19 protein-coding genes are annotated in these 22,046 nt (G+C 30.4%); 10 read left to right on the forward strand and 9 right to left on the reverse strand.

Going from position 1 to position 22,046, the window contains the following annotated elements; genetic code table 11:
- Positions 1-15 precede the first annotated feature (15 nt).
- From JNUCC81_RS17470 to JNUCC81_RS17495, 6 genes are all read right to left on the reverse strand, one after another.
- On the reverse strand, positions 16-441 hold the full coding sequence (locus JNUCC81_RS17470; protein WP_042275935.1) for an NUDIX hydrolase: 426 nt from the start codon (positions 439-441) through the stop codon (positions 16-18).
- Between the two features lie 65 nt (positions 442-506).
- Complete coding sequence (locus tag JNUCC81_RS17475) at positions 507-1,616, reverse strand: gluconeogenesis factor YvcK family protein (protein WP_454094630.1); 1,110 nt, start codon at positions 1,614-1,616, stop codon at positions 507-509.
- A 13-nt stretch (positions 1,617-1,629) separates the two neighbouring features.
- On the reverse strand, positions 1,630-2,487 hold the full coding sequence (rapZ, locus tag JNUCC81_RS17480) for an RNase adapter RapZ (protein WP_454094631.1): 858 nt from the start codon (positions 2,485-2,487) through the stop codon (positions 1,630-1,632).
- A 20-nt stretch (positions 2,488-2,507) separates the two neighbouring features.
- Entirely contained in the window at positions 2,508-3,221 is a 714-nt protein-coding gene (locus JNUCC81_RS17485; protein ID WP_454094632.1) for a PHP domain-containing protein, read from the reverse strand.
- Between the two features lie 3 nt (positions 3,222-3,224).
- Complete coding sequence (murB, locus tag JNUCC81_RS17490; RefSeq protein ID WP_454094633.1) at positions 3,225-4,139, reverse strand: UDP-N-acetylmuramate dehydrogenase; 915 nt, start codon at positions 4,137-4,139, stop codon at positions 3,225-3,227.
- 179 nt (positions 4,140-4,318) lie between these two features.
- The gene (locus JNUCC81_RS17495) at positions 4,319-5,113 is read right to left on the reverse strand and encodes a formate/nitrite transporter family protein (RefSeq protein WP_454094634.1); all 795 of its coding nucleotides are present in this window, start codon (positions 5,111-5,113) and stop codon (positions 4,319-4,321) included.
- Positions 5,114-5,472: 359 nt separating this feature from the next.
- Here JNUCC81_RS17495 and JNUCC81_RS17500 point away from each other — a divergent pair, with 359 nt between their 5' ends.
- The 5 genes from JNUCC81_RS17500 (at position 5,473) to JNUCC81_RS17520 (ending at position 12,585) form a co-directional block, all read left to right on the forward strand.
- Positions 5,473-6,339, forward strand: a complete 867-nt coding sequence (locus JNUCC81_RS17500) for a formate/nitrite transporter family protein (protein WP_454094635.1) — start codon at positions 5,473-5,475, stop codon at positions 6,337-6,339.
- 177 nt (positions 6,340-6,516) lie between these two features.
- Complete coding sequence (gene cls / locus JNUCC81_RS17505; protein ID WP_454094636.1) at positions 6,517-8,004, forward strand: cardiolipin synthase; 1,488 nt, start codon at positions 6,517-6,519, stop codon at positions 8,002-8,004.
- 373 nt (positions 8,005-8,377) lie between these two features.
- A complete protein-coding gene (locus JNUCC81_RS17510) occupies positions 8,378-8,875 on the forward strand; it encodes an NADH-quinone oxidoreductase subunit NuoE family protein (protein WP_454094637.1) in 498 nt (165 codons plus the stop codon).
- A 13-nt stretch (positions 8,876-8,888) separates the two neighbouring features.
- Positions 8,889-10,769, forward strand: a complete 1,881-nt coding sequence (locus JNUCC81_RS17515) for an NADH-ubiquinone oxidoreductase-F iron-sulfur binding region domain-containing protein (RefSeq protein ID WP_454096420.1) — start codon at positions 8,889-8,891, stop codon at positions 10,767-10,769.
- 22 nt (positions 10,770-10,791) lie between these two features.
- Positions 10,792-12,585: an NADH-dependent [FeFe] hydrogenase, group A6 gene (locus tag JNUCC81_RS17520; RefSeq protein ID WP_454094638.1), complete on the forward strand. Its 1,794-nt coding sequence runs from the start codon at positions 10,792-10,794 to the stop codon at positions 12,583-12,585.
- A gap of 49 nt (positions 12,586-12,634) precedes the next feature.
- On the opposite strand, the gene hprK is transcribed toward JNUCC81_RS17520, so the two are convergent.
- From hprK to JNUCC81_RS17535, 3 genes are all read right to left on the reverse strand, one after another.
- Positions 12,635-13,564, reverse strand: a complete 930-nt coding sequence (gene hprK / locus JNUCC81_RS17525) for an HPr(Ser) kinase/phosphatase (RefSeq protein WP_454094639.1) — start codon at positions 13,562-13,564, stop codon at positions 12,635-12,637.
- Positions 13,565-13,690: 126 nt separating this feature from the next.
- Positions 13,691-15,499, reverse strand: coding sequence for an excinuclease ABC subunit UvrC (uvrC, locus tag JNUCC81_RS17530; protein WP_454094640.1), 1,809 nt, complete (start codon positions 15,497-15,499; stop codon positions 13,691-13,693).
- A 241-nt stretch (positions 15,500-15,740) separates the two neighbouring features.
- Entirely contained in the window at positions 15,741-17,378 is a 1,638-nt protein-coding gene (locus tag JNUCC81_RS17535) for an ABC transporter substrate-binding protein (RefSeq protein WP_454094641.1), read from the reverse strand.
- 348 nt (positions 17,379-17,726) lie between these two features.
- Between JNUCC81_RS17535 and JNUCC81_RS17540 the strand changes: the two genes are divergently transcribed.
- From JNUCC81_RS17540 to JNUCC81_RS17560, 5 genes are all read left to right on the forward strand, one after another.
- Positions 17,727-17,954: a DUF3899 domain-containing protein gene (locus JNUCC81_RS17540; RefSeq protein ID WP_454094642.1), complete on the forward strand. Its 228-nt coding sequence runs from the start codon at positions 17,727-17,729 to the stop codon at positions 17,952-17,954.
- Between the two features lie 106 nt (positions 17,955-18,060).
- On the forward strand, positions 18,061-18,987 hold the full coding sequence (locus tag JNUCC81_RS17545; protein ID WP_454094643.1) for an ABC transporter permease: 927 nt from the start codon (positions 18,061-18,063) through the stop codon (positions 18,985-18,987).
- A gap of 1 nt (position 18,988) precedes the next feature.
- Positions 18,989-20,020 (forward strand): oligopeptide ABC transporter permease, encoded by a 1,032-nt coding sequence (opp3C, locus tag JNUCC81_RS17550; RefSeq protein ID WP_208333244.1) that lies wholly within the window; start codon positions 18,989-18,991, stop codon positions 20,018-20,020.
- Between the two features lie 21 nt (positions 20,021-20,041).
- On the forward strand, positions 20,042-21,067 hold the full coding sequence (locus tag JNUCC81_RS17555) for an ABC transporter ATP-binding protein (protein WP_454094644.1): 1,026 nt from the start codon (positions 20,042-20,044) through the stop codon (positions 21,065-21,067).
- Positions 21,060-22,013, forward strand: coding sequence for an ABC transporter ATP-binding protein (locus JNUCC81_RS17560; protein ID WP_454094645.1), 954 nt, complete (start codon positions 21,060-21,062; stop codon positions 22,011-22,013). The genes JNUCC81_RS17555 and JNUCC81_RS17560 overlap by 8 nt, the downstream gene beginning before the upstream one ends.
- The last annotated feature ends 33 nt before the right edge of the window (positions 22,014-22,046 follow it).

The following is a 22,046-nucleotide window of genomic DNA, read 5'->3' on the forward strand; positions in this document are numbered from 1 at the left end:
TCTATCACCTATTAACTAGTTCTTTTTTGATCTTTTTTTTATTTCTTGTAGTGCTACTTTTATTATTTCTTTTTCATCATCATATCTTGCTAAATCTACTACTCTATCTAAGTGTATAAATTTAGCATCGATGAATCCTTCCTCTTTTTGAGGTACTGTATCCATGCCTCTTGCTTGCATTAAATACCAGAAAACAGTTTTATGAACTGCCCTATTTTCATCCCAGTTTTCTTTAAAAGTATAATGTATTTCTCCTAAATACTTTAGTATATCCGCTTTTACTCCAGTTTCTTCTAGTACTTCTCTCAACGCTGCTTCTTGTCTGTTTTCTCCTTCTTCTACTTTACCTTTTGGCAAAACCCAATCTCCGTTGAATTTTCTAAGTAAAAGTATAGCGTTACCAAAAAGTACTACACCACCGGCACTAACCTCTTCTCTCATAGATGTTCACTCCTTAAAACTAACATAATAATAAGGATTTCTACATAAATTTTTAAAATCCTTTTTTACTTGCTTGTGTCATTTTTATGACTTAGTGCCAAATTAACTACTATATTAGAAATATAATTTGCATCATGCCTAATATAATTACTTTTTATTTCAATTAAATTTTCTTCTATAGCTTTTATCCCCATACTTTTTAAAACATCTTTTTGAGTTTTATCTAGTATAACTTGTTTTGCACCATCCCTTTGATATATTTCAAAAATATCAATAGGTAATACTTCATTATTAGTTATTACATAATCTACTATATTTTCATTAGCATGTTTTACTATAGCATTTATATGATCTAATACATTGTAGTCATCTGTTTCTCCTGGTTGAGTCATTATATTAGATATATATACTTTAGGAGCACTAGATTTTTTAATAGCATCCACTACACCCTCGACCAATAAGTTTGGTATTATGCTTGTGTATAAACTTCCTGGACCCATTATAATTATATCAGCATCTGCAATAGAATTGATTACTTCATCTAAAGGTTTTGCATCTATTGGGTCTAAGTATACTCTATCTATACCACTTTTTTGAGTCTTTACTTCATTAGGTATACTTGATTCTCCTTTTACAAATTCTCCATTTTTAAGTTTAGCAATTAAGTTTATATCTTCTAATGTTATAGGCAATACTCTACCTGTTATAGCAAATATTTCACTCATTTTATAAACTGCTAGCTCAAAATTTTCATATAATCCATTCATTGCTGCTAAAAATAGATTTCCAAAACTTTGACCTTTTAAAGCGCCTTCTGTAAATCTATATTTCATAACCTCATTCATAGTTGGTTCTATATTAGCTAAAGCTAGCAAACAGTTCCTTATATCTCCTGGCGGCAGCATACCTAAATCTTCCCTTAAGATACCTGAACCTCCACCATCATCTGCAACAGTAACTACTGCAGTTATATTTTGCGTAAAATGTTTAAGACCTCTTAAGAAAATTGATTGGCCTGTTCCTCCACCAATTACCACTACTTTTGGCCCTTTATATTCTTTAGATTTAATATGCAAAGATTGTTTTTTTTCTCTCTTTATTTTTTTATATAAATATAGAGATATAAAAAGGGCAATCCATCCTGTTACACCTATGCCTATAAGTATACTTGTCATTTTTTCCTCCAAATTATCTTAGCATAGAGTCCCTATGTTTTTTTACCACTCTATATCCTTTTTTACTTAATTCTTCATATATAAGGTTAGATATAGTTACAGATCTGTGTCTTCCACCTGTACAACCAATCCCTATTACTATATGATGTTTTCCTTCTTCAATATATTGAGGTATTAAAAACTCTATCATGTCTTTAAGTTTTGCGAAAAACTCTTCACTTACCTTAGAGTTCATTACATAATCCCTAACATCTTGCTCATCTCCAGTTTTAGGTCTTAGTTCTTCTACATAATATGGATTTGGAAGAAATCTTACATCAAATAATAAATCACAATCCGCTGGTATTCCATGTTTAAATCCAAAAGAAACTACTGATATAGTCAAATTAGGATTTTCTTCTCCAACAGAATATATTTTACTAACTTCTTCTTTAAGATCTTTAGGTTTCATATTTGTTGTATCTATTATACAATTTGATATTTCCTTTAAAGGCTCCATTATAAGTCTTTCCATTTTTATACCTTCAGGTATCTGTATGTCTATAGATAATGGATGATTTCTCCTTGTCATTTTATACCTTTTTAATAATACATCATCTGCACACTCTAAATATAATATTTCATATTTATAGTTTTGTTCTTGAAGGTAGTTTAAACTTTCATGAAGTTCTTTAAAAAACTTTCTACCTCTTATATCTATACCTAAAGCAACTTTATCAATACTTGAATTAGGCTGATAACAAAGTTCTGCAAATTTAGTTATTAGGGCAGGAGGTAAGTTGTCTACACAATAAAATCCCATGTCCTCTAAAGCCCTCATAGTTTCACTTTTCCCTGATCCTGAAAGACCTGTTACTATTACGAATTTCATCTTTTCTCCCCCTCTTTAAACTATATTTTTATATTTTCAATTAGTGATAAATCTAAATTTGCCTCTTTTGCAATTTTCATAGCTAGTTCAAAATTTCCTACATTTTCTGGTATATGAGCATCAGAACCAATAATAAATTTATTACCCATGCCTTTTATCTGTTTTAATTGATTTGCATTTAAAAATCCATGACTACTATTTATCTCCAACTTAGTATCTGTCTCTTTTGCTATTTTTGCAACTTCTTCAATATAAATATCTCCCTTATCACCAGGATGAGTTATTATAAATATATCATTTTTTTTCATTGCATTTATTAAAGCTTTTGTATTATATTCTTTAGATTTCTCACTTTTTATTATATAATTGTTGCAATGGTTTAGCATACTTTTTAATGAAGTAGGTGTCGAACCAAAGTGATAACCTGCCATAACATAATCTAATGAGCCAATAATCTTGTCATTTATATCTATATTACCATTATCATCTAATATATTACATTCCATTCCCAAAAGTATATTAATATTATCGTATTTCATATTTAGATTATCTATTTCTTCTCTCATTTTATAGATATCATTTATTTTAACTCCAAAGCTTATATGCTTATATCCATGGTCTGATATTCCTATAGTTTTTATTCCTTTAGAAATAGCTTCTTTAACATTATCTTCTATTGTACCTTTTCCATGGCTATATATTGTGTGTGTGTGATAATCAGCTAATATCTGCATTTATTAATCCTCTCCGAGTATTTTAACTTCTTCCTCTAGCATTATTCCAAATTTAGTTTTTACAGTACTCTTAACTACATACATTAAGTCTAAAAGATCTTTTGCATTTGCATTACCTAGATTAACAACAAATCCACAGTGTTTTTCAGATACTTGAGCTCCTCTTAATGTAAGTCCTCTAAGTCCACTATCTTCTATTAATTTACCTGCAAAATATCCTTCAGGTCTTTTAAATGTACTTCCAGCACTTGGTAAACTTAATGGTTGCTTTGTAACTCTTCTTTGTGTAAAATCAGCCATTTTAGTTTTTATTTCATCGTAGTTCCCTTTTTCAAGTTCTATTTCCGCTGATAAAACTACATAATCTGTTTTAGAAAGTATACTTCTTCTATAACCAAATTCCATTTCTTCACTTGAAAATTCTACTATATTTCCATCTGTATCCATAAGCCTTACAGATTTAACCATATCTTTCATTTCTCCACCATAAGCACCTGCATTCATAGCTAATGCTCCACCTATTGTTCCTGGTATTCCTGCAGCAAATTCAAATCCCTTTAATTCTGCTCTTAAAACGGCTTTACCTACTATAGAAAGTAATGCTCCTGATTGAACTGTAAGCTTATTTCCTTCTATATTAAATGAATTAAAGTTATCCGATATTTCTATTACTATACCTCTGATACCTCCATCCTTTATTAAAAGGTTTGAACCATTACCAATTACTAGATAAGGAATATTTTCCTTCTTTATTAAAGAAAAAACGCCTCTTAATTGTTCTTCTGTTCTTGGCTTTACTAATATGTCAGCTGGACCACCAACTCTAAAAGAAATATGCTTTTTCATAGGTTCATCCAGTTTTATGTCTTCCTTATCTAATATATTTAATAAATTTTCATATATATATTCTTTATTCATATATTTCCTCCTAGTTTATACTATTTATTCATTATTTATCTATGTTAAACTATATTATTAATTTCGTAATTAATTTCATATATTTAATATAATAATGTATTAAAAAAAAAATAACAATATATAAAGAGTTTAAAGTAAATTAAAAAAGCGTTGATATATCTATATCAACGCCGAAATTTCTATCGTACTTTTTCTGTTTTTTCTACTTTTTTATTTAAATAACAGCTGCGATACATAAAAGGAATTATTATTGCACCACCAACTATGTTTCCTAATGTAACTGGAATTAAATTCATAATAAGTTGAGTAATTCCTACATCAGCTCCTAAAGACATTCCCATTGGTATAAAAAACATATTTGCAACACTATGTTCAAATCCACATAAAACAAATAACATAATAGGAAACCAACATGCAAATATTTTAGATACTACATCTTGAGATGCTGTTGCCATCCATACAGCTAATACAACTAATATATTACAAAGTATACCCTTAAAAAAAGCTTCTGAAAAAGTCAATGCAACCTTACTTTCAGTTATTGCAATTGCCTTTGTAGCAGCATCTCCAGTTAGAGTTGTTGAATAAAAAACAAGTAAAACTAAAAATAATGACCCTATAAAATTAGCTATATATACTAATCCCCAGTTTCTAAACATTTGACCCATAGATATTTTTTTCTCTATTACTGCTAAAGACATTAAATTGTTCCCTGTAAATAATTCTGCTCCACACATAACAACTAGCATAAGTCCAACTGGGAATACTACACCGCCTGCAAATTTTGCTAATCCTGGATCTATTCCTGCGAGAGTTTGGGTAAATATAATGTTACCTAATCCCCCTAAGCCAATAAAAATACCTGCAAGTACTCCTAGCAAAAGACATGGCTTTGTATCAAGTCCCGCTCTTTTTATACTTACATTTACTATAGCTTCTGCTATTTCCCCGGGTGTTAAGAATCTTTTGTCCATAAATCCACCCCCTATTTTTATTTAACAAGCTTATAAAATATTGTAACACTTTTAAGTTATCATTGTTTAATTTAAATTTTGAAATTTTCTAAATTTTTCATTTTCTATAGATTCTACACCTTATTTCTCATTGTTAGAAATTTAATATCTTAATATTTTATAATTCTTTACATTATATATAATTAATTTATTAACAAAAATACCTTTCTATACATAATTTAACTAAAAACTTATGTTGTTTAATGTATACAAATATTTTTTTTTGATGTATAATTACAAATGTTGTGTCTTTATGCACAAAAATTAAAATGGAATTTTAAAATAAATTATTTTAATTAATATTTAAGGAGGACTTTTATATGTCAGATAAAAAAATGCTTTACCCAGCAGAAATAGCTAAATATACTATCGAAGCTGGTATAAAAAAAGTTAATACGCCTGCTAAAAAAGTTTTAGCTTCTGCATTCTTAGCTGGTGCTTATATAGCATTTGGAGCTTTAGGGTCAATTGCAGCTTCTTACAACTTATTAGCAAATCCTGCAACTTACGGATTAGGTAAATTTGTTGCTGGATTAATGTTCCCAGTTGGATTAATAGCTGTTTTAATAGCTGGTGCGGATTTATTTACTGGTAACATACTTGTTACTTTAGCTGCTTTAAAGAAAAGAGTAACTTGGGGACAAGCTTTCAAAAACTGGGCTTTAGTTTGGATAGGTAACTTAATTGGTGGAGCTTTAGTAGCTTGGATGGTAAGCTTCTCAGGAGTATTCGATTGGAGTAACGGTTTATACGGTGGAGTTGTAGTTAAAACTGCAATAGGTAAACTAGGATATAGCTTTATGCCTGCTTTAGTTTCAGGTATATTATGTAACTGGTTAGTTTGTGCTACTGTTTGGATGACTTACGGTGCTAAAGATATATCAGGTAAAGTTTTAACTGGATTCTTCGGTATATTCTTATTTGTATGTGCTGGATTTGAACATAGTGTTGCTAATATGGCATACTTATTCGGTGGTTTATTCGCTAAATCTAACCCAGCATTTTTAGAAGCTGCTCATAAGACTATCGCTGACGCATCTGTTATAAATATACCTAATATATTTGTAAACAATTTATTACCTGTTACAATAGGTAACATAATAGGTGGTGCAGTATTTGTTGCTGGTGTATACTTCTTCATATTTGAAACTAAGAGTGAAACTTCTGAATCAAATAAAGCCGCTTAATATAATTAAATAATTTTTAATATATGTAAATATACAAAGGTTGTTCTATATTCAATAGGCAGCCTTTTTTTATATCTTTCAGTTTTTACCTATTGACTGTATAATGTTTATAATGTTAATATACCTATTTATTACACGTTTTAAGCGTTTATATTTATAAAAGGAGGAATTTTCACATTGCACTTGTCATTTTTTAAAGATTTTGCCTATGAAATAGCTATTACAATTGTATACTTAATAAACTTCTTGGCTGTATTAAATCTTTTATTTAGGGAAAAACGTAAGACCGAAACTACTATAGCATGGGTTATGATATTAATTATTTTACCTGCTGTGGGGTGTATTTTATACTTAGCTGTAGGTCGTGGCATTTCTAAGGATAATATGTTTAAAATAAAGGAAGCTGAAGATAAAATTATAAAGAAAAATATATTAGACACTCAGGTTCGGCTTGAGTATGACCACGAACTAGATTCTAATATAATAGAGCATCGTGATATGATTTATGCCTTAGCTAATTCAAATGATGCTAATTTTACAACTAATAATGACGTAGATATATACCCCGAGTGTAATAGTTTCTTTGACACTCTTTTAGAGGAATTAAAAAATGCTAAGCAATATATAAATATACAATTTTATATATTTAAAGATGATGAAATTGGAAATAAAATAATTGATATTCTTATAGATAAGGTAAAGGAAGGCGTCGAGGTAAGACTTTTATATGATGAGGTCGGAAGTAGATTATTTACTGAAAAATCTATAATAAAATTAAAAAATTCAGGTGTTAAAGTTGGCGCATTCTTCCCTTCTTTTCTTAAAATTATAAACTTTAACTTAAACTATAGAAATCACCGTAAGATTGTAGTTATAGATGGGGATATAGGATTTATCGGAGGAAATAATATTGGAGATGAATATCTAGGTAAAGACCCTAGATTCGGAAATTGGAGAGATACTCACCTTAAACTTACCGGAGATTGTGTAAGAGATTTGAATATAAGATTTATTCTTGATTGGAGATACACAACCAAAGAAGATTTAGATTTAAATAAGTACTTTAATGAGACATGCTATACCTCTAATTCAAAATCTAAATCTAGTAAAGATATTGGAATACAGATTGTATCTAGTGGACCGGATATTACCGACTTAGATGAAATAAAATATGGATATATTAAAATGATACAAAAGGCAAAAAAATATGTATATATACAAAGTCCATACTTTATCCTAGATCAAACTCTTACTGATACTTTAAAAATAGCTTGCTTATCTGGTGTAGATGTTAGAATTATGATTCCATCTAAGCCAGACCATCCATTTGTATATTGGGCATCTTGTTCATATGCTGGAGAATTATTAAAATTTGGAGCTAAATTATATACTTATGATGAAGGTTCTTTCTTACATGCAAAAACTATAGTAATGGACGACTCCATTTGTTCAATAGGAACTGCCAATATGGATATAAGAAGTTTTGAATTAAACTTTGAAGTAAATGCATTTATTTATTCTTCTGAAATTGCTAAAAAACAAAGATTAATATTTGCAAATGATGTATTAAACTCAAAGGAAATTACAGCAGAGATTTATAATTCAAGATCTACTTATATGAGATTTAAAGAATCTATTTCTAGACTTTTATCTCCTGTTTTATAAAAAAATATTATAATTTTTAAAATTCCTAATATAAATACCTATATTAGGAATTTTTTGATTTAAATTTATTTATACTTTTATATAGTGTTCTTTAATATTTATATACTAAAATATTTCTAAACTAAAATTTAACAGTTAATATAAAACGTTTTCAGTTATTTTTTTGTTTATCGTCATTTTGAAGTGGTTATATATTATAATATACTTATCATAAACTAACCATTTCAATTTCAAACCAAAGCAGACTTTTGTATATTCTTATAAGTCATTCATCTTTTATAAATTTCTTAATTTTACCCAATATTTAATATTAAATCATAATTCTTACTAGTTAAGTAAAATCAAAGCAATTTTAAAACAAAGGGGGATTTGTATGTGCGATTTTGTTTCACGCAATAAACAGTTATTTGAACATTTAGATAGTTTTATTGATACACTTGAAACCAAGGAAGGCTCTTTAATACAAGTGCTTCACCATGCTCAAGGTATATTTGGCTATCTACCTCAAGAGGTTCAACTTTATATAGCTAAAAAGCTAAATGTTGCACCATCTAAAGTATATGGAGTTGTAAGTTTTTACTCATACTTTACTACTGAACCTATAGGAAAGTATAAAATTAGTGTTTGTCTAGGTACTGTATGTTTTGTAAAAGGTGCAGATAAAATACTTGCTGAATTTGAAAGACAGCTCGGTATAAAATCTGGTGAAACAACTAAAGATCTTAAATTTAGTCTTGAAGGACTAAGATGTGTAGGAGCTTGTGGATTAGCTCCTGTTGTAGTTGTTAATGGAAAAGTTTATGGAAAGGTAAAACCAGAATCGGTAGGAGAAATATTAAGCCATTATAAGAATTTAGAATTAAATTGCTAAGGGGTGATGAATGATGAATAAAATAGTATCATTTGATCAATTAAAAGATTTAGTCACTGAGTTAAAACCAACTCTTGATTTAAGAGAAAATCATACTAAAGATAACCTTACAAAACGAGAAATTCTAGTTTGCGGTGGTACTGGCTGTACTTCTGCAGATAGTTTAGACATAATTGAAAATTTAAAATATGAAATAAAATGTGCAGGCCTTGAAAATGAAGTTACAGTTCACTTAACAGGTTGCTTTGGTTTCTGTGCTAAAGGACCAATAGTTAAAGTTTTTCCTGATAATGTATTCTATATAGAAGTAACGCCTTCTGATGCTAAAGAATTAGTTACTGAGCATATAGTTAATAATAAAGTAGTTGAGAGATTATTATTCGAAGAACCTTCTTTAGATCATAAAAAGGTTGAAAAACACGACGATATGTCTTTCTATAAAAAACAATCAAGGGTTGCCCTTAGAAATTGTGGTCATATAAATCCTGAAAATATTGAAGAATACATAGGTGCTAGTGGGTACGTAGCTTTAGCTAAATGCATTTGCCATTTAAAACCTGAAGATGTTATAGCAGAAGTAAAAGCTTCTGGATTAAGAGGTAGAGGTGGAGCAGGATTTCCTACTGGAGTTAAATGGGAATCCTCTTCGCAAACACCTCCCGGACAAAAATATGTTGTATGTAATGCCGATGAAGGTGATCCTGGTGCATTTATGGATAGATCTATACTTGAAGGAGATCCTCATAGTGTATTAGAGGCTATGGCTATATGTGGTTATTCTATTGGAGCTGATACCGGATATATCTATATAAGAGCCGAGTATCCCCTTGCTATTGAAAGATTAAAAATAGCTATTAATCAAGCTGAAGAAGCAGGTTTACTTGGTAAAAACATACTTGGTACAGACTTTAATTTTAAGATTGAATTGAAATACGGTGCTGGAGCTTTTGTTTGTGGTGAAGGTACAGCTCTAATAAATTCAATCGAAGGTAAACGTGGAGAGCCTAGAATGAAAACATTTAGTTCTTCTAAGCACGGTCTTTGGGATGTTCCAACTTGTTTAAATAATGTTGAAACTTTTGCTAATATACCAGCAATAATTAATAAAGGAGCTTCTTGGTTTACTGAATATGGTACAGAAGATTCTTCTGGTACTAAAGTATTTGCTCTTGGTGGAAAAGTTAATAATGTTGGTCTTGTTGAAGTTCCAATGGGAACAACTCTAAGAGAGATAGTATATGAAATAGGTGGCGGTATACCTAATGGTAGAGAATTTAAGGCTGTTCAAACTGGAGGTCCATCTGGTGGATGTATCGCTTCTAAAAATTTAGATACCCCTATAGATTTCAAGTCATTAAGTTCAATAGGTTCTATGATGGGTTCTGGTGGTATGCTTGTTCTTGATGATTCGGACTGTATGGTTGATATATGTAAATTTTTTCTTGAATTTACTGTTGAAGAATCTTGTGGTAAATGTACTCCATGCCGTATAGGAAATAAAAGACTTTTAGAAATTCTTACTAAAATAACAGAAGGTAAAGGTTCAAAAGAAGATCTAGATGATCTAAAAGATTTATCTAAAACTATTAAAGCTACTTCTTTATGCGGTCTTGGTAAATGTGCTCCTAATCCAGTTTTAAGTACACTTGATTGTTTCTATGATGAATATTTAGCTCATGTTGTAGATAAAAAATGTCCATCTGGTAAATGTCAAGCATTGCTAGATTTTGTTATAACAGATGACTGTAAAGGTTGTACTAAATGCTCTAAAGTCTGTCCTGCTGGATGTATTACTGGAAAAGTAAAAGAAAAGCATTCAATAGATATTACTAAGTGCTTAAAATGCGGTGCTTGCATGGATTCATGTAAATTCAAAGCTATAATTAAGCAATAATTTTAGTCTGGGGGGAATATTAATGAGTTTAGTTAATTTAACTATAAATGGTAAATCTGTTTCGGTTCCTAAGGGTAGCACTATATTAGAAGCAGCCAAACAAATAAACATTAAAATACCTAATCTTTGCCATTTACACATGGATGAAATAAACATGGTTAATCAATGTGCATCTTGTCGTGTATGCATGGTAAGTTCTGGAAGAGGATTAGTGCCAGCTTGCGGTACTCTTGTCAAAGAAGGTATGAAAGTTAAAACTAATACTACAGAAGCTCTAAAAGCTCGTAAAAATGTTGTTGAATTATTATTATCTGACCATCCTAAGGATTGCTTATCTTGCGATAAGAACGGACACTGTGAATTACAAAATATAGCATCTGACTTAGGTGTAAGAGATATAAAATTTAATGGTGAGAAGTCTTATGCTCCTATGGATACCTCTTCAAAATCAATAGTAAAAGATTATAATAAATGTATTTTATGTAGAAGATGTGAAACAATGTGTAATGAAATCCAAACTGTAGGTGTTCTTTCTGGAGTTAACCGTGGTTTTAATACACAAGTTGGAACATTCTTTAATACTGAATTATGCAATACTGAATGTACATTCTGTGGTCAATGTATAGCAGTCTGTCCAACAGGTGCTTTAACTGAAGTAAATAATATTCCTACTGTATGGGATATATTAAATCAAAATAAGAAAACTGTAGTTGTTCAAGTAGCTCCTGCTGTAAGAGTTGCTATTGGTGAAGAGTTTGGATTAGAGCCTGGTTCTATATCTACAGGAAAGATGGTTTCTGCTATAAAATCTCTCGGATTTAAACATGTATTTGACACTAATTTTGCAGCCGACCTTACAATTTTAGAAGAAGCTTCTGAGTTTTTACATCGATTTAAAGAAAATCATAAACTTCCAATATTAACAAGCTGTTGTCCTGCTTGGGTAAATTTTATTGAACACAATTATCCTAATCTTCTAAACTTAACTTCTAGTTGTAAATCTCCTCAAGAAATGTTTGGATCTATCGCTAAAAATTACTACGGTCCTAAAATATTAAATACAAATCCAGAAGATATGTATGTAGTATCTATAATGCCTTGTGTAGCTAAAAAGTATGAATGCGCAAGACATGAACTAGGTCAAGAAGATTCTCTTGATGTAGATATAGTTATTACTACTAGAGAATTAGCAAAGATGATAAAAGAAGCCGGTATAGATTTAGCTAACCTCGAAGAAGATGAATTTGATAGCCCTCTAGGTCAATCTAGTGGTGCTGCTGATTTATTTGGAACTTCTGGTGGTGTTTTAGAAGCTGCTCTTCGTACTACATATGAATGGGCAACAGATAAAAAATTAACTGATGTTAATTTTACTTCTGTTAGAGGATTAGAAGGTATAAAAGAAGCTAGTATAGATATTGACGGCACAATAGTAAATGTATGTGTAGCTAATAGTCTTGGAAATGCTAGAAAAATTATGGATGAGGTTGTTCTTGGCAATTCTAAGTATCATATTATAGAAGTAATGGCTTGTCCTGGAGGGTGTATAGGTGGCGCTGGTCAGCCATATCACTATGGAAATTATGATATAGTGAAAAAACGTTCTGATGGATTATATAATATAGATAACAATAAAAATCTTCGTAAATCTCATGAAAATCCTTCTATAATTGCTTTATATAAAGAGTTTTTAGATGAACCTTATAGTGAGATTGCTCATAAGTACCTTCATACTTACTATGCTGACAAAAGCTTAGTATATGAAAAGCCTGACTCATGTAATTGTGGCAAACTAGCAGAATCTACTTGCGAATAAAAAATATTATTTATATAAAAAAGGATTGGCTAATACCAATCCTTTTTTATTATTTAGCGTCTATTAAATTAGATAGTTTTTTTGTAAACTCTTGAGCTGCATCATATCCCATACCTTTTTGTCTAAAGTTCATAGCCGCTACCTCAAGTATCATAGCTGTATTTCTACCAGGCTTAACTGGTACAACTAGTTTTTCAACTTTTATCCCTAATATTTCTTCATACTCTTTATCTAATCCAAGTCTATCATAGTATTTACCTTCATCCCATCCTTCTAGATGAACAACTAAATCTATTGTCTTAGAATTCTTAACTGCTCCTACCCCATATAAGCTTCTTACATCTATTATTCCTATACCTCTTATTTCTAAGAAATGTCGAAGAAGCTCAGGAGATTGTCCAGAAAGTATACTTTCATCTAATCTTCTTATTTCTACAGCATCATCAGCAATTAATCTATGTCCCCTTTGAATTAACTCTAGCGCTGTTTCTGACTTACCTATGCTACTCTCACCTTTTATTAATACTCCAATTCCATATACATCCACTAAAACCCCATGTAAGGTTGTGTAGGGTGCCAACCTATCATCTAAATAATTCGATAGCCTATTTATAAGCCTTGTAGTGTTTCTTTGTGTACTTAACACTACTCTATTATATTTTTTTGCATATTTTATAACATCCGGTTTTACTTCTAATTCCCTCGATACTATCAATGCGGGAATTTCATATGAGAAAAATTTATCTAAAACATTTTCTCTTGTTTCATCATCGATATAACTAAAAAAATTATACTCTGTCTTACCTACTATTTGTATTCTGTCATGTGCAAAGTATTCGAAATACCCAGCAAATTGTAATCCTGGTCTATTTATATCCTGAGAATATACATAGTAATCCTTATTCTCAGGCATATAAACTACTTCTAAATCTAAGTCTCTTATTATATCTTTTATTGATACTTTATCGATTAAATTCATACTCTTTATCCCTTTCTGAAAAATTCGCTTTGCTCATTTCACTCAAGTAATTCTCCCACACTTGGCTCAAACGACCTACAAATCAGGCCCGTTGCTCAAGGTAAGCAGTAAGGATGTTATAGTTTCCTACTGTTTAAAGAAGTTATACACACTCTCGCAAGAAGCTTTATTCATCCCCTCTACTTCTAATAGTTCTTCAAATGTAGCACTTTTTATAGCTTCTATATCCTTAAAGTGACCTAGTAGTGCTTTTTTTCTTTTTTCTCCTATTCCTTGTATATCATCTAATACCGATTTTGTCAAAGCTTTGTTTCTTAGACTTCTATGGTATGTTATAGCATAATTATGAACTTCTTCTTGAATACTTGCGACAAATCTATACAAATTAGATGTTTTATCTAATTCAATCTCCTTTTCCTGGGAAATTAATCCCTTTGTTCTATGTTTATCATCTTTATACATCCCCCATAGAGGAATTTCTACATTATATAAGTCTAAAACCTTTTTAACAGAGCTTACTTGCCCTTTTCCTCCATCTAATAGTATTAAATCTGGTAAATTCCCATATTTTAATCTTCTTTCTACTATTTCTGCCATGGAATCATAATCATTTGGACCTATGACAGTTTTTATCTTGTATCTACGATATTCCTTTTTATCTTTTTTTCCATTAGTAAATACAACCATAGACCCTATTGAGTCAACTCCTTGTATGTTAGAAATATCAAATGATTCTATTCTATTAGGTATATTTTCTAAATCTAGTATTTGCGTTAACTCTTCTAGTGCACCCATGCTCTTTTCATATTTTCTCTTATTCATATCAGAGAATTTTTCTAAATACTCTACTGCATTTTTTCTTACCATTTCAACAAGATTTTTCTTTTCCCCTTTTTGCGGTACCCTTATTATTACCTTTTGACCTTTTTTAGCAGACAGCCATTCTTCTAATATAAAACTATCTTCTATTTCATCTTCTACTATTAATTCCTTTGGTATATATTCTTGTTCCATATAAAATTGCTTAACAAATGATCCTAAGATAGACTCTCTCGAGCTATCCATTACACCTTCTAATATAAAGTGTTCTCTACCTACTATTTTTCCATTTCTAACAAAGAATACTTGAACACAAGCTTCATCATGAGCTCTAGCCATAGCAATTACATCTTGGTTTAAATCTGACGTAGTTGCATCTATCTTTTGTTTTTGCATCATATCTTCTAGACTTCTAATTTTATCTCTATACATAGCTGCATCTTCAAAATTAAAGTCTATAGCACATTTATTCATTTTTTCTTTTAATAATTCTATTAATTTTTCTTCTTTTCCTGATAAAAATAATATTATTTCTTCTATCATTTTATCGTATTCTTCTTTTGTAACAGTTCCTGTGCATGGACCAACACATTTTTTTATATGCATGTTTAAACATGGTCTTACTTTGTTTTTTATAGCTCTATCTATATCTATATTACAAGTTCTTATTGGATAAGTATTTCTTATTATTTCTAATGTATCATTAACTGCTGTTGTATTTGTATATGGCCCAAAATATCTAGCCTTATCTTTTAGTACTCTTCTAACTTTTAGTACTCTAGGAAAGTCTTCATTAGTAGTTACCTTAATATATGGGTATGTTTTATCATCTCTTAGTAAAACATTATACTTGGGCCTATATTGCTTAATTAAATTACATTCTAATATTAGTGCTTCTAATTCTGAGTCTGTTATAATGTATTCAAATTTATATATATTTTTGACCATAGACTTTACTTTTGAAGAGTGATTTTTAGATGACTGAAAGTATTGTCTTACTCTATTTTTTAAAGATATGGCTTTTCCTACATATATAATATTATCAAGTTTATCTTTCATTAAATACACACCAGGCTCAGCTGGAAGCTTCTTTAAATGATCCTGTATGTCAAACAATTTATTACCTCCGACATTTATATTTTCATACTAGAATTATACCCTAAAAGAATAAATTATTCCCATAGATAATTTTATTAAAAAAATAAGTGTAGATATAATACAGTCAGAACTGATTTATATCTACACTTTAGTTTGTGTACGAACCACTTTAATTAATCTATTTACTTTAAATATATTTCAAATCATTTATTATAAAACTATTTAAGGGATATCATAAATTTAAACTTTTCAATTTATTTTATTTAGAAGCTCCTCTTCCACCATTTACTTGTAGGAAGAATGTAGACGCTTGACTGTAGTTGTGTATTTCTTTACTATCTTTATATTTATCAACATAGTCAGAATCTAATAAACATCTATCTATTTGTCCATCTTCATATAAGTTAACTGACGCACCAGTTTCTTTAACTACTTTAGTGTTTATAGTGTCTAATTTTATTATATTTTTATTCCAATATCCAGGGTTTTTAGTCATAGTATATTGATCTTCTGTTTTCCAAGAAGTTAATGTAAATGGTCCATTGTATAATTGAGCATCTGCTGTAGTACCATATTTTTCTCCTTTAGCCTCAACAAATTTTTGATTTTGAGGGAAGAATACTTGGAATGATACTAACTCAGGGAAATAAGAAACTTTTCTATTTAATTTAACTTCTAAAGTATGATCATCAATAGCTTTAACTCCTACATTTTCTGATCCTTTATCAGTTGCTTCTGGTGCCCCTGATATATCATTCATTATGTATCCATACTCAGATGCTGTTTCAGGGTTTAGTGTTCTCTTCCAAGAATATTCAAAATCTTTAGCTGTTACAGGTTCTCCATTTGACCACTTAGAATCCTTTCTTAATTTAAAAGTCCAAGTTAACCCATCTTCAGAAACTTCCCAAGACTGTGCTACTCCTGGCTCAACTTTACCATCTTTATCTATTCTAGTTAAACCTTCCATAGTATTATTCATAACTGTAAAAGATGAAACGTCTGTTGCTTTACTTGGATCCATTGTAGGTATATCTGAAGTTATATCTAGATTAAGAACTTTTTTAGGCTTATCTACATCTGCATATCTATAATCATAGTCAGATCCCCAAGAATAATTTATTATTCCTGAAACATAAGGCTTTTCTAAATAAGTTCTTCCTTTTTGTTGTAATGGAGCTAAGAATCCATCTTCTAACATAAGTTTTTCAGCTTCTGAGTATTTTTTATAAGCATCAGCAGTACTTTCTGCCTTTGTAGCTTCATCTACTAACTTGTTAAACTCATCACTTTTATACCCAGTTTGATTAGCAAATTGATTTCCACTTTTCATTGTTATTAAGAATGTTAATGGGTCTGGATAGTCTGCCCCCCATCCTGAATAAGCTAAATCAAAATTTCCAGCAGTTTCTTCTGCTAGCTTTTGCTTAAATGGAAGGTTTTTAACTTCTACAGTTAATCCTTCTAATGCATCATTTAATTCTCCTTGAATAAACTCTCCTGTTCTTTTTCCTGAGTCATGGTCAAATGTTAATAACTCAAGCTTAACTGTATCAAATCCAACTTCTTCTTTTGCTTTTTTCCAAGATTCCTTAGCTTTTTCTTCGTCATATGCCATTCCCATACCTTTAGTATACTCTGCATAATCTTTTCCGTTATCAAAGGCTAAGTTAGATGATGTGAATGTATTTGTCGCTGTTGAACCATTATTTAATATAACATCACATAAAGCTTGCTTATCTATAGCCATAGCTATAGCATTTCTTGCATTCTTATTCGCAAGAACCTCTTCTGAAGTAGCTTCTCCTCCATCTTTACTACTACTACATCCAACAAGTAAGCTTGAACTTACTAGAGCTATCGTTGCTAATGCAGATATTTTTCTTTTTAAAAACATAACAATCACCCTCCCATATACCTTTTTATAAATAAACTCATATGTTTAAAATTTATTATATAACATGTTGAGTGAAAAATCATTTGTTTTTTTAAATTTTCTGATTTTTTAATTAAAAAAATTTTTTTATACAAAAATATTAATTTAAACTTGAAAATACTTTATTATGGTACTACAATTAGAATAATAAATAATTTCGAAAGGTGGTCAATTATGAAAAATATATTACATCTTCTTGCAATTGATGCTATTGTTAGTATATTATATTCAATTATCAACAATTTTAGTGCATATTCATTTCTAAATTGCGCATTTATTGTAGGAATGGTCTATTTCCTTTTCGGATTATTGTGTTTCGTTTGGGAAAAAGGCTTCTTTAATATTACACTTTTCTCTTTTAATAAGATAAGTCAACAATTTCAAAGAAGAAAAGGAATATTATCAGAGGATAATAATATAACAATTGAAGATTATATCTGTAGACAAAATAGCTTTCATCTTACAAATAGTTTATTAATATCAGGTCTATTAATATCAATCTCTTCTATTGGTATAAGTTTTATTATCATATCATAATCATATAAAACTATATAAGTTATTATTCTCAGAGTTTATGTCACTCAAAATTCGTGGTTTTGATTAAAAAATAAAAAAAGGGGGGATAGCGGTGTTTCGCTATATAATGAAACGTATTGCATATATGTTTGTCACTTTATTTGTAGTTATATCAGTTACTTTTTTCCTAGTAAGACTTCTTCCAGGTAGTCCATTTAATGAACAAAAGTTAAATCCTCAACAAATTGCTAGATTGGAAGCTACTTATGGTTTAGATGATCCTGTTCCTGTTCAATATGTAAGATACCTAACAGGTGTATTTAAAGGCGATCTTGGTACTTCTTTTAAGCAAGCTAATAAAAAAGTAGAAGATATTATAGCTATTCGTATAGGTCCTTCTGCTTTACTTGGATCCCAATCTTTAATTTTAGGTACTTTCGTAGGATTAACTCTTGGAATTATTGCAGCACTTAAAAGAAATACTATTTGGGATTATACTTGTACCATAATTTCAGTAATAGGAGTTTCTGTCCCATCCTTTGTATTTGCGGCCACACTCCAATTATATGTTGCAAGTAAATTTAAATTACTACCTATAACTTGGGGAGTTCCTCTAGGTTCAGATTTTAGATATGTTTGGACTATACTTCCATCAATTGCACTTTCATTCTTTACAATATCAAGTGTAGCTCGTTTTACTAGAACAGAGCTTGTTGAAGTATTAAATTCTGACTACATAGTTACAGCAAAGGCAAAAGGATTAAAACGCTCTACAGTTATTTTAAAACATGCTCTTAGAAATGCATTAATACCTGTCATAACTGTTTTAGGACCTTTAGCTGCAGGCCTACTTACTGGTTCTTTAGTCGTAGAAAAAGTTTTTGCTGTTCCTGGTATAGGTGACTTATTAGTTAATGCTATAACTACTAATGATTTATTTATAATTTCAGGAGTCGCTATACTTTATAGTGCTTTCTATATAGCCGTTATACTAATAGTTGATGTCCTTTATGGCATAATAGATCCAAGAATTCGTTTGGCAGGAGGTAAATAAAATGGTTGATAAAGTAATAATTGATGGTCAAGAAGTAGAATTAACAGCAGATTTATTTGAGCCTACCCCTGTTCAAGCAGGAGATAATGAGGCAATTACTAGAGAAAGTCTTACTTTCTGGCAAGATGCTAGAAAAAGATTATTTAAAAATAAAGGAGCTGTCGTAGGATTAGTCATCCTTATAAGTATAGTTTTAATGGCTATATTTGCTCCTATGTTTTCTAAATATGATTATAAATCTCAGAATTTAAGACACGTTAAAATTCCACCTAAAATGCCTATAGTATCTTCTTTAGGTATAATGAATGGTAAAGATTCAAATGGCGTTGATGTATATGCCCAAAAAGATATAAAAGATAATTATTTATTCGGTACAGATGCACTTGGACGTGATATATGGACTCGTACGTGGACTGGTGCTAGGGTTTCTTTATTCATAGCAATTTTAGCAGCTGTATTTGATTTACTTATAGGTGTTACTTATGGAGGTATATCTGCTTATTATGGCGGAAAAGTCGATATTGTAATGCAACGTATAATTGAAATAATTACAGGTATTCCTCAATTAGTTATTGTTACTCTTTTTATAATGGTCTTTGAACCTGGTATAGTATCAATTTCTTTAGCAATGGCTGTGTCTGGATGGACTGGTATGGCTAGAGTAGTTCGTTCTCATGTACTTCGACTTAAAAATCAAGAGTTTGTGTTAGCTTCTAAAACTTTAGGTTCTTCCGATTTTAGACTAATTCTTAAGCATCTTTTCCCTAACGTTATAGGCCCAATTGTGGTAATGATTATGTTCTCACTACCTCAAGCAATATTTTATGAGGCATTTTTAAGCTTTATAGGATTAGGACTACAACCACCAGATGCATCACTTGGTGTACTAATAAATGAAGGATTCAAGGCCTTACAAAACTATCCATATATGATGTTCATACCATCTATTGTAGTATGTTCATTAATATTTGCTCTTAACTTATTAGCTGATGGTTTAAGAGATGCAGTTGACCCTAAGATGCGTAATCAATAATTAGTAAGGGAGATGAGGAAATTGAAAAAATTATTAGAAGTTAAAAACTTATGTGTTAATTTCAACACTTATGGTGGTGAAGTTCAAGCCGTTAGAGGTGTCACATTTGATTTACATAAAGGCGAAACTTTAGCCATAGTTGGAGAATCTGGATCAGGTAAATCTGTTGCTTGTAAAACTATAATGAGAATTTTATCTGCAAATGGTTATATAAAAGACGGTGAAATATTATTTGATGGAAAAGATTTAACTAAACTTAGTGAAAGTGAAATGGAGAAATTAAGAGGTAAAGATATTGCAATGATATTCCAAGACCCTATGACTTCTCTAAATCCTACTATGACTATAGGAAAGCAAATAATGGAAGGTATTGTTAAACATCAGGGGCTTAGTAAAGAAGAGGCTAAAGTTAAAGCTATAGAACTTATAGACTTAGTTGGTATATCTGAACCTGAAAAAAGATTTAAGCAATATCCTCACCAGTTTTCTGGTGGTATGAGACAACGTATAGTAATAGCTATATCTTTAGCTTGTAATCCTAAAGTATTGATAGCAGATGAGCCAACTACTGCTCTAGATGTTACTATACAAGCTCAAATATTAGAACTTATGAAAGCCCTTCAAGAAAAAACTGAAGCTGCTCTTATATTTATAACTCACGACCTTGGAGTTGTTGCTAATATGGCTGATAGAGTTGCAGTTATGTATGCCGGTAAAATTGTAGAGTATGGAACGTCTAAAGATATATTCTATAATCCTCAACATCCATATACTTGGGGGCTTTTAGGTTCAATGCCAACTCTAGATATCGGAGATAATGATTTATATAATATACCTGGAACTCCTCCAGATTTAATGCATCCTCCTAAAGGTGATGCCTTTGCACTTCGTAGTGATTATGCACTTAAAATAGATCATATAGCTGAGCCACCTATGTTTAAAGTTTCTGATACTCACTATGCTGCTACTTGGCTTTTACATCCTTTAGCTAAGAAAACAGAAAGTCCTATCAATGTATCAAGAAAAGAGGTGTCTGTAGATGAGTAGAAATAAATTACTTGAAGTTAAAAATTTAAAACAATATTTTAAAATTGATAGAAATACTACTGTTAAAGCAGTTGATAATGTAAGTTTTCATATATATGAAGGTGAAACCTTTGGATTAGTTGGTGAATCAGGTTCAGGAAAATCTACTACAGGTAGAACTATAATTCGTCTTTATGACCCAACTGACGGAGAAGTTATATTTGACGGAAAAAATATATCCTCTAAAAGGTTAAAAAAAGGTGAAAAAAATCATGTAAATAAAAATATGCAAATGATTTTTCAGGACCCTATGGCCTGTCTAAATCCTCGTATGACTGTCAGTGATATAATCGCTGAAGGGTTAGATATTCATGGTCTCTGTAAAAATAAAGAAGAAAGAAGAGAAAAAGTTTATGAGCTTTTAAGAACTGTAGGTCTTAACGAACAACACGCTAGTAGATATCCTCATGAATTCTCTGGTGGTCAAAGACAACGTATTGGTATTGCTCGTGCTTTAGCTATAGAGCCAAAGTTTATAATTGCTGATGAGCCTATATCTGCACTTGATGTTTCTATCCAAGCACAAGTTGTTAATCTTCTTAGAAAGTTACAAAAGGAAAATGGTCTTACTTATTTATTTATCGCTCATGACCTTTCAATGGTTAAATATATAAGCGATAGAATAGGTGTTATGCATCGCGGTAAATTAGTAGAATTAACTACTGCTGATGAATTATATGAACATCCTCTTCATCCATATACTAAGTCATTACTATCAGCTATACCTCTTCCTGATCCTGATTATGAAAAGGATAGAGTTCGTATAAAGTATGACCCTAATATGCATGATTATTCTAAAGAAAGTCCTCAGTGGGTTGAAATAAGATCAGGGCATTTCATATATGCTTCTAAGTCGGAATTAGTTGAATATGAAAAGGAATTAGTTGCAAATGGAAATACTATTTAGAGTTAAAATTTAATTATATAAAAAAGACTATCT

It is taken from the genome of Faecalimicrobium sp. JNUCC 81, assembly GCF_053667625.1.

What these genes read in the sequence shown, in the direction of transcription:
- JNUCC81_RS17470 (WP_042275935.1), bottom strand. Translation starts at nt 441, where the DNA reads ATGAGAGAAGAGGTTAGTGCCGGTGGTGTAGTACTTTTTGGTAACGCT.
- JNUCC81_RS17475 (WP_454094630.1), bottom strand. Translation starts at nt 1,616, where the DNA reads ATGACAAGTATACTTATAGGCATAGGTGTAACAGGATGGATTGCCCTT.
- rapZ (WP_454094631.1), bottom strand. Translation starts at nt 2,487, where the DNA reads ATGAAATTCGTAATAGTAACAGGTCTTTCAGGATCAGGGAAAAGTGAA.
- JNUCC81_RS17485 (WP_454094632.1), bottom strand. Translation starts at nt 3,221, where the DNA reads ATGCAGATATTAGCTGATTATCACACACACACAATATATAGCCATGGA.
- murB (WP_454094633.1), bottom strand. Translation starts at nt 4,139, where the DNA reads ATGAATAAAGAATATATATATGAAAATTTATTAAATATATTAGATAAG.
- JNUCC81_RS17495 (WP_454094634.1), bottom strand. Translation starts at nt 5,113, where the DNA reads ATGGACAAAAGATTCTTAACACCCGGGGAAATAGCAGAAGCTATAGTA.
- JNUCC81_RS17500 (WP_454094635.1), top strand. Translation starts at nt 5,473, where the DNA reads ATGTCAGATAAAAAAATGCTTTACCCAGCAGAAATAGCTAAATATACT.
- JNUCC81_RS17510 (WP_454094637.1), top strand. Translation starts at nt 8,378, where the DNA reads ATGTGCGATTTTGTTTCACGCAATAAACAGTTATTTGAACATTTAGAT.
- JNUCC81_RS17515 (WP_454096420.1), top strand. Translation starts at nt 8,889, where the DNA reads ATGAATAAAATAGTATCATTTGATCAATTAAAAGATTTAGTCACTGAG.
- JNUCC81_RS17520 (WP_454094638.1), top strand. Translation starts at nt 10,792, where the DNA reads ATGAGTTTAGTTAATTTAACTATAAATGGTAAATCTGTTTCGGTTCCT.
- hprK (WP_454094639.1), bottom strand. Translation starts at nt 13,564, where the DNA reads ATGAATTTAATCGATAAAGTATCAATAAAAGATATAATAAGAGACTTA.
- JNUCC81_RS17535 (WP_454094641.1), bottom strand. Translation starts at nt 17,378, where the DNA reads ATGTTTTTAAAAAGAAAAATATCTGCATTAGCAACGATAGCTCTAGTA.
- JNUCC81_RS17545 (WP_454094643.1), top strand. Translation starts at nt 18,061, where the DNA reads ATGAAACGTATTGCATATATGTTTGTCACTTTATTTGTAGTTATATCA.
- opp3C (WP_208333244.1), top strand. Translation starts at nt 18,989, where the DNA reads ATGGTTGATAAAGTAATAATTGATGGTCAAGAAGTAGAATTAACAGCA.
- JNUCC81_RS17560 (WP_454094645.1), top strand. Translation starts at nt 21,060, where the DNA reads ATGAGTAGAAATAAATTACTTGAAGTTAAAAATTTAAAACAATATTTT.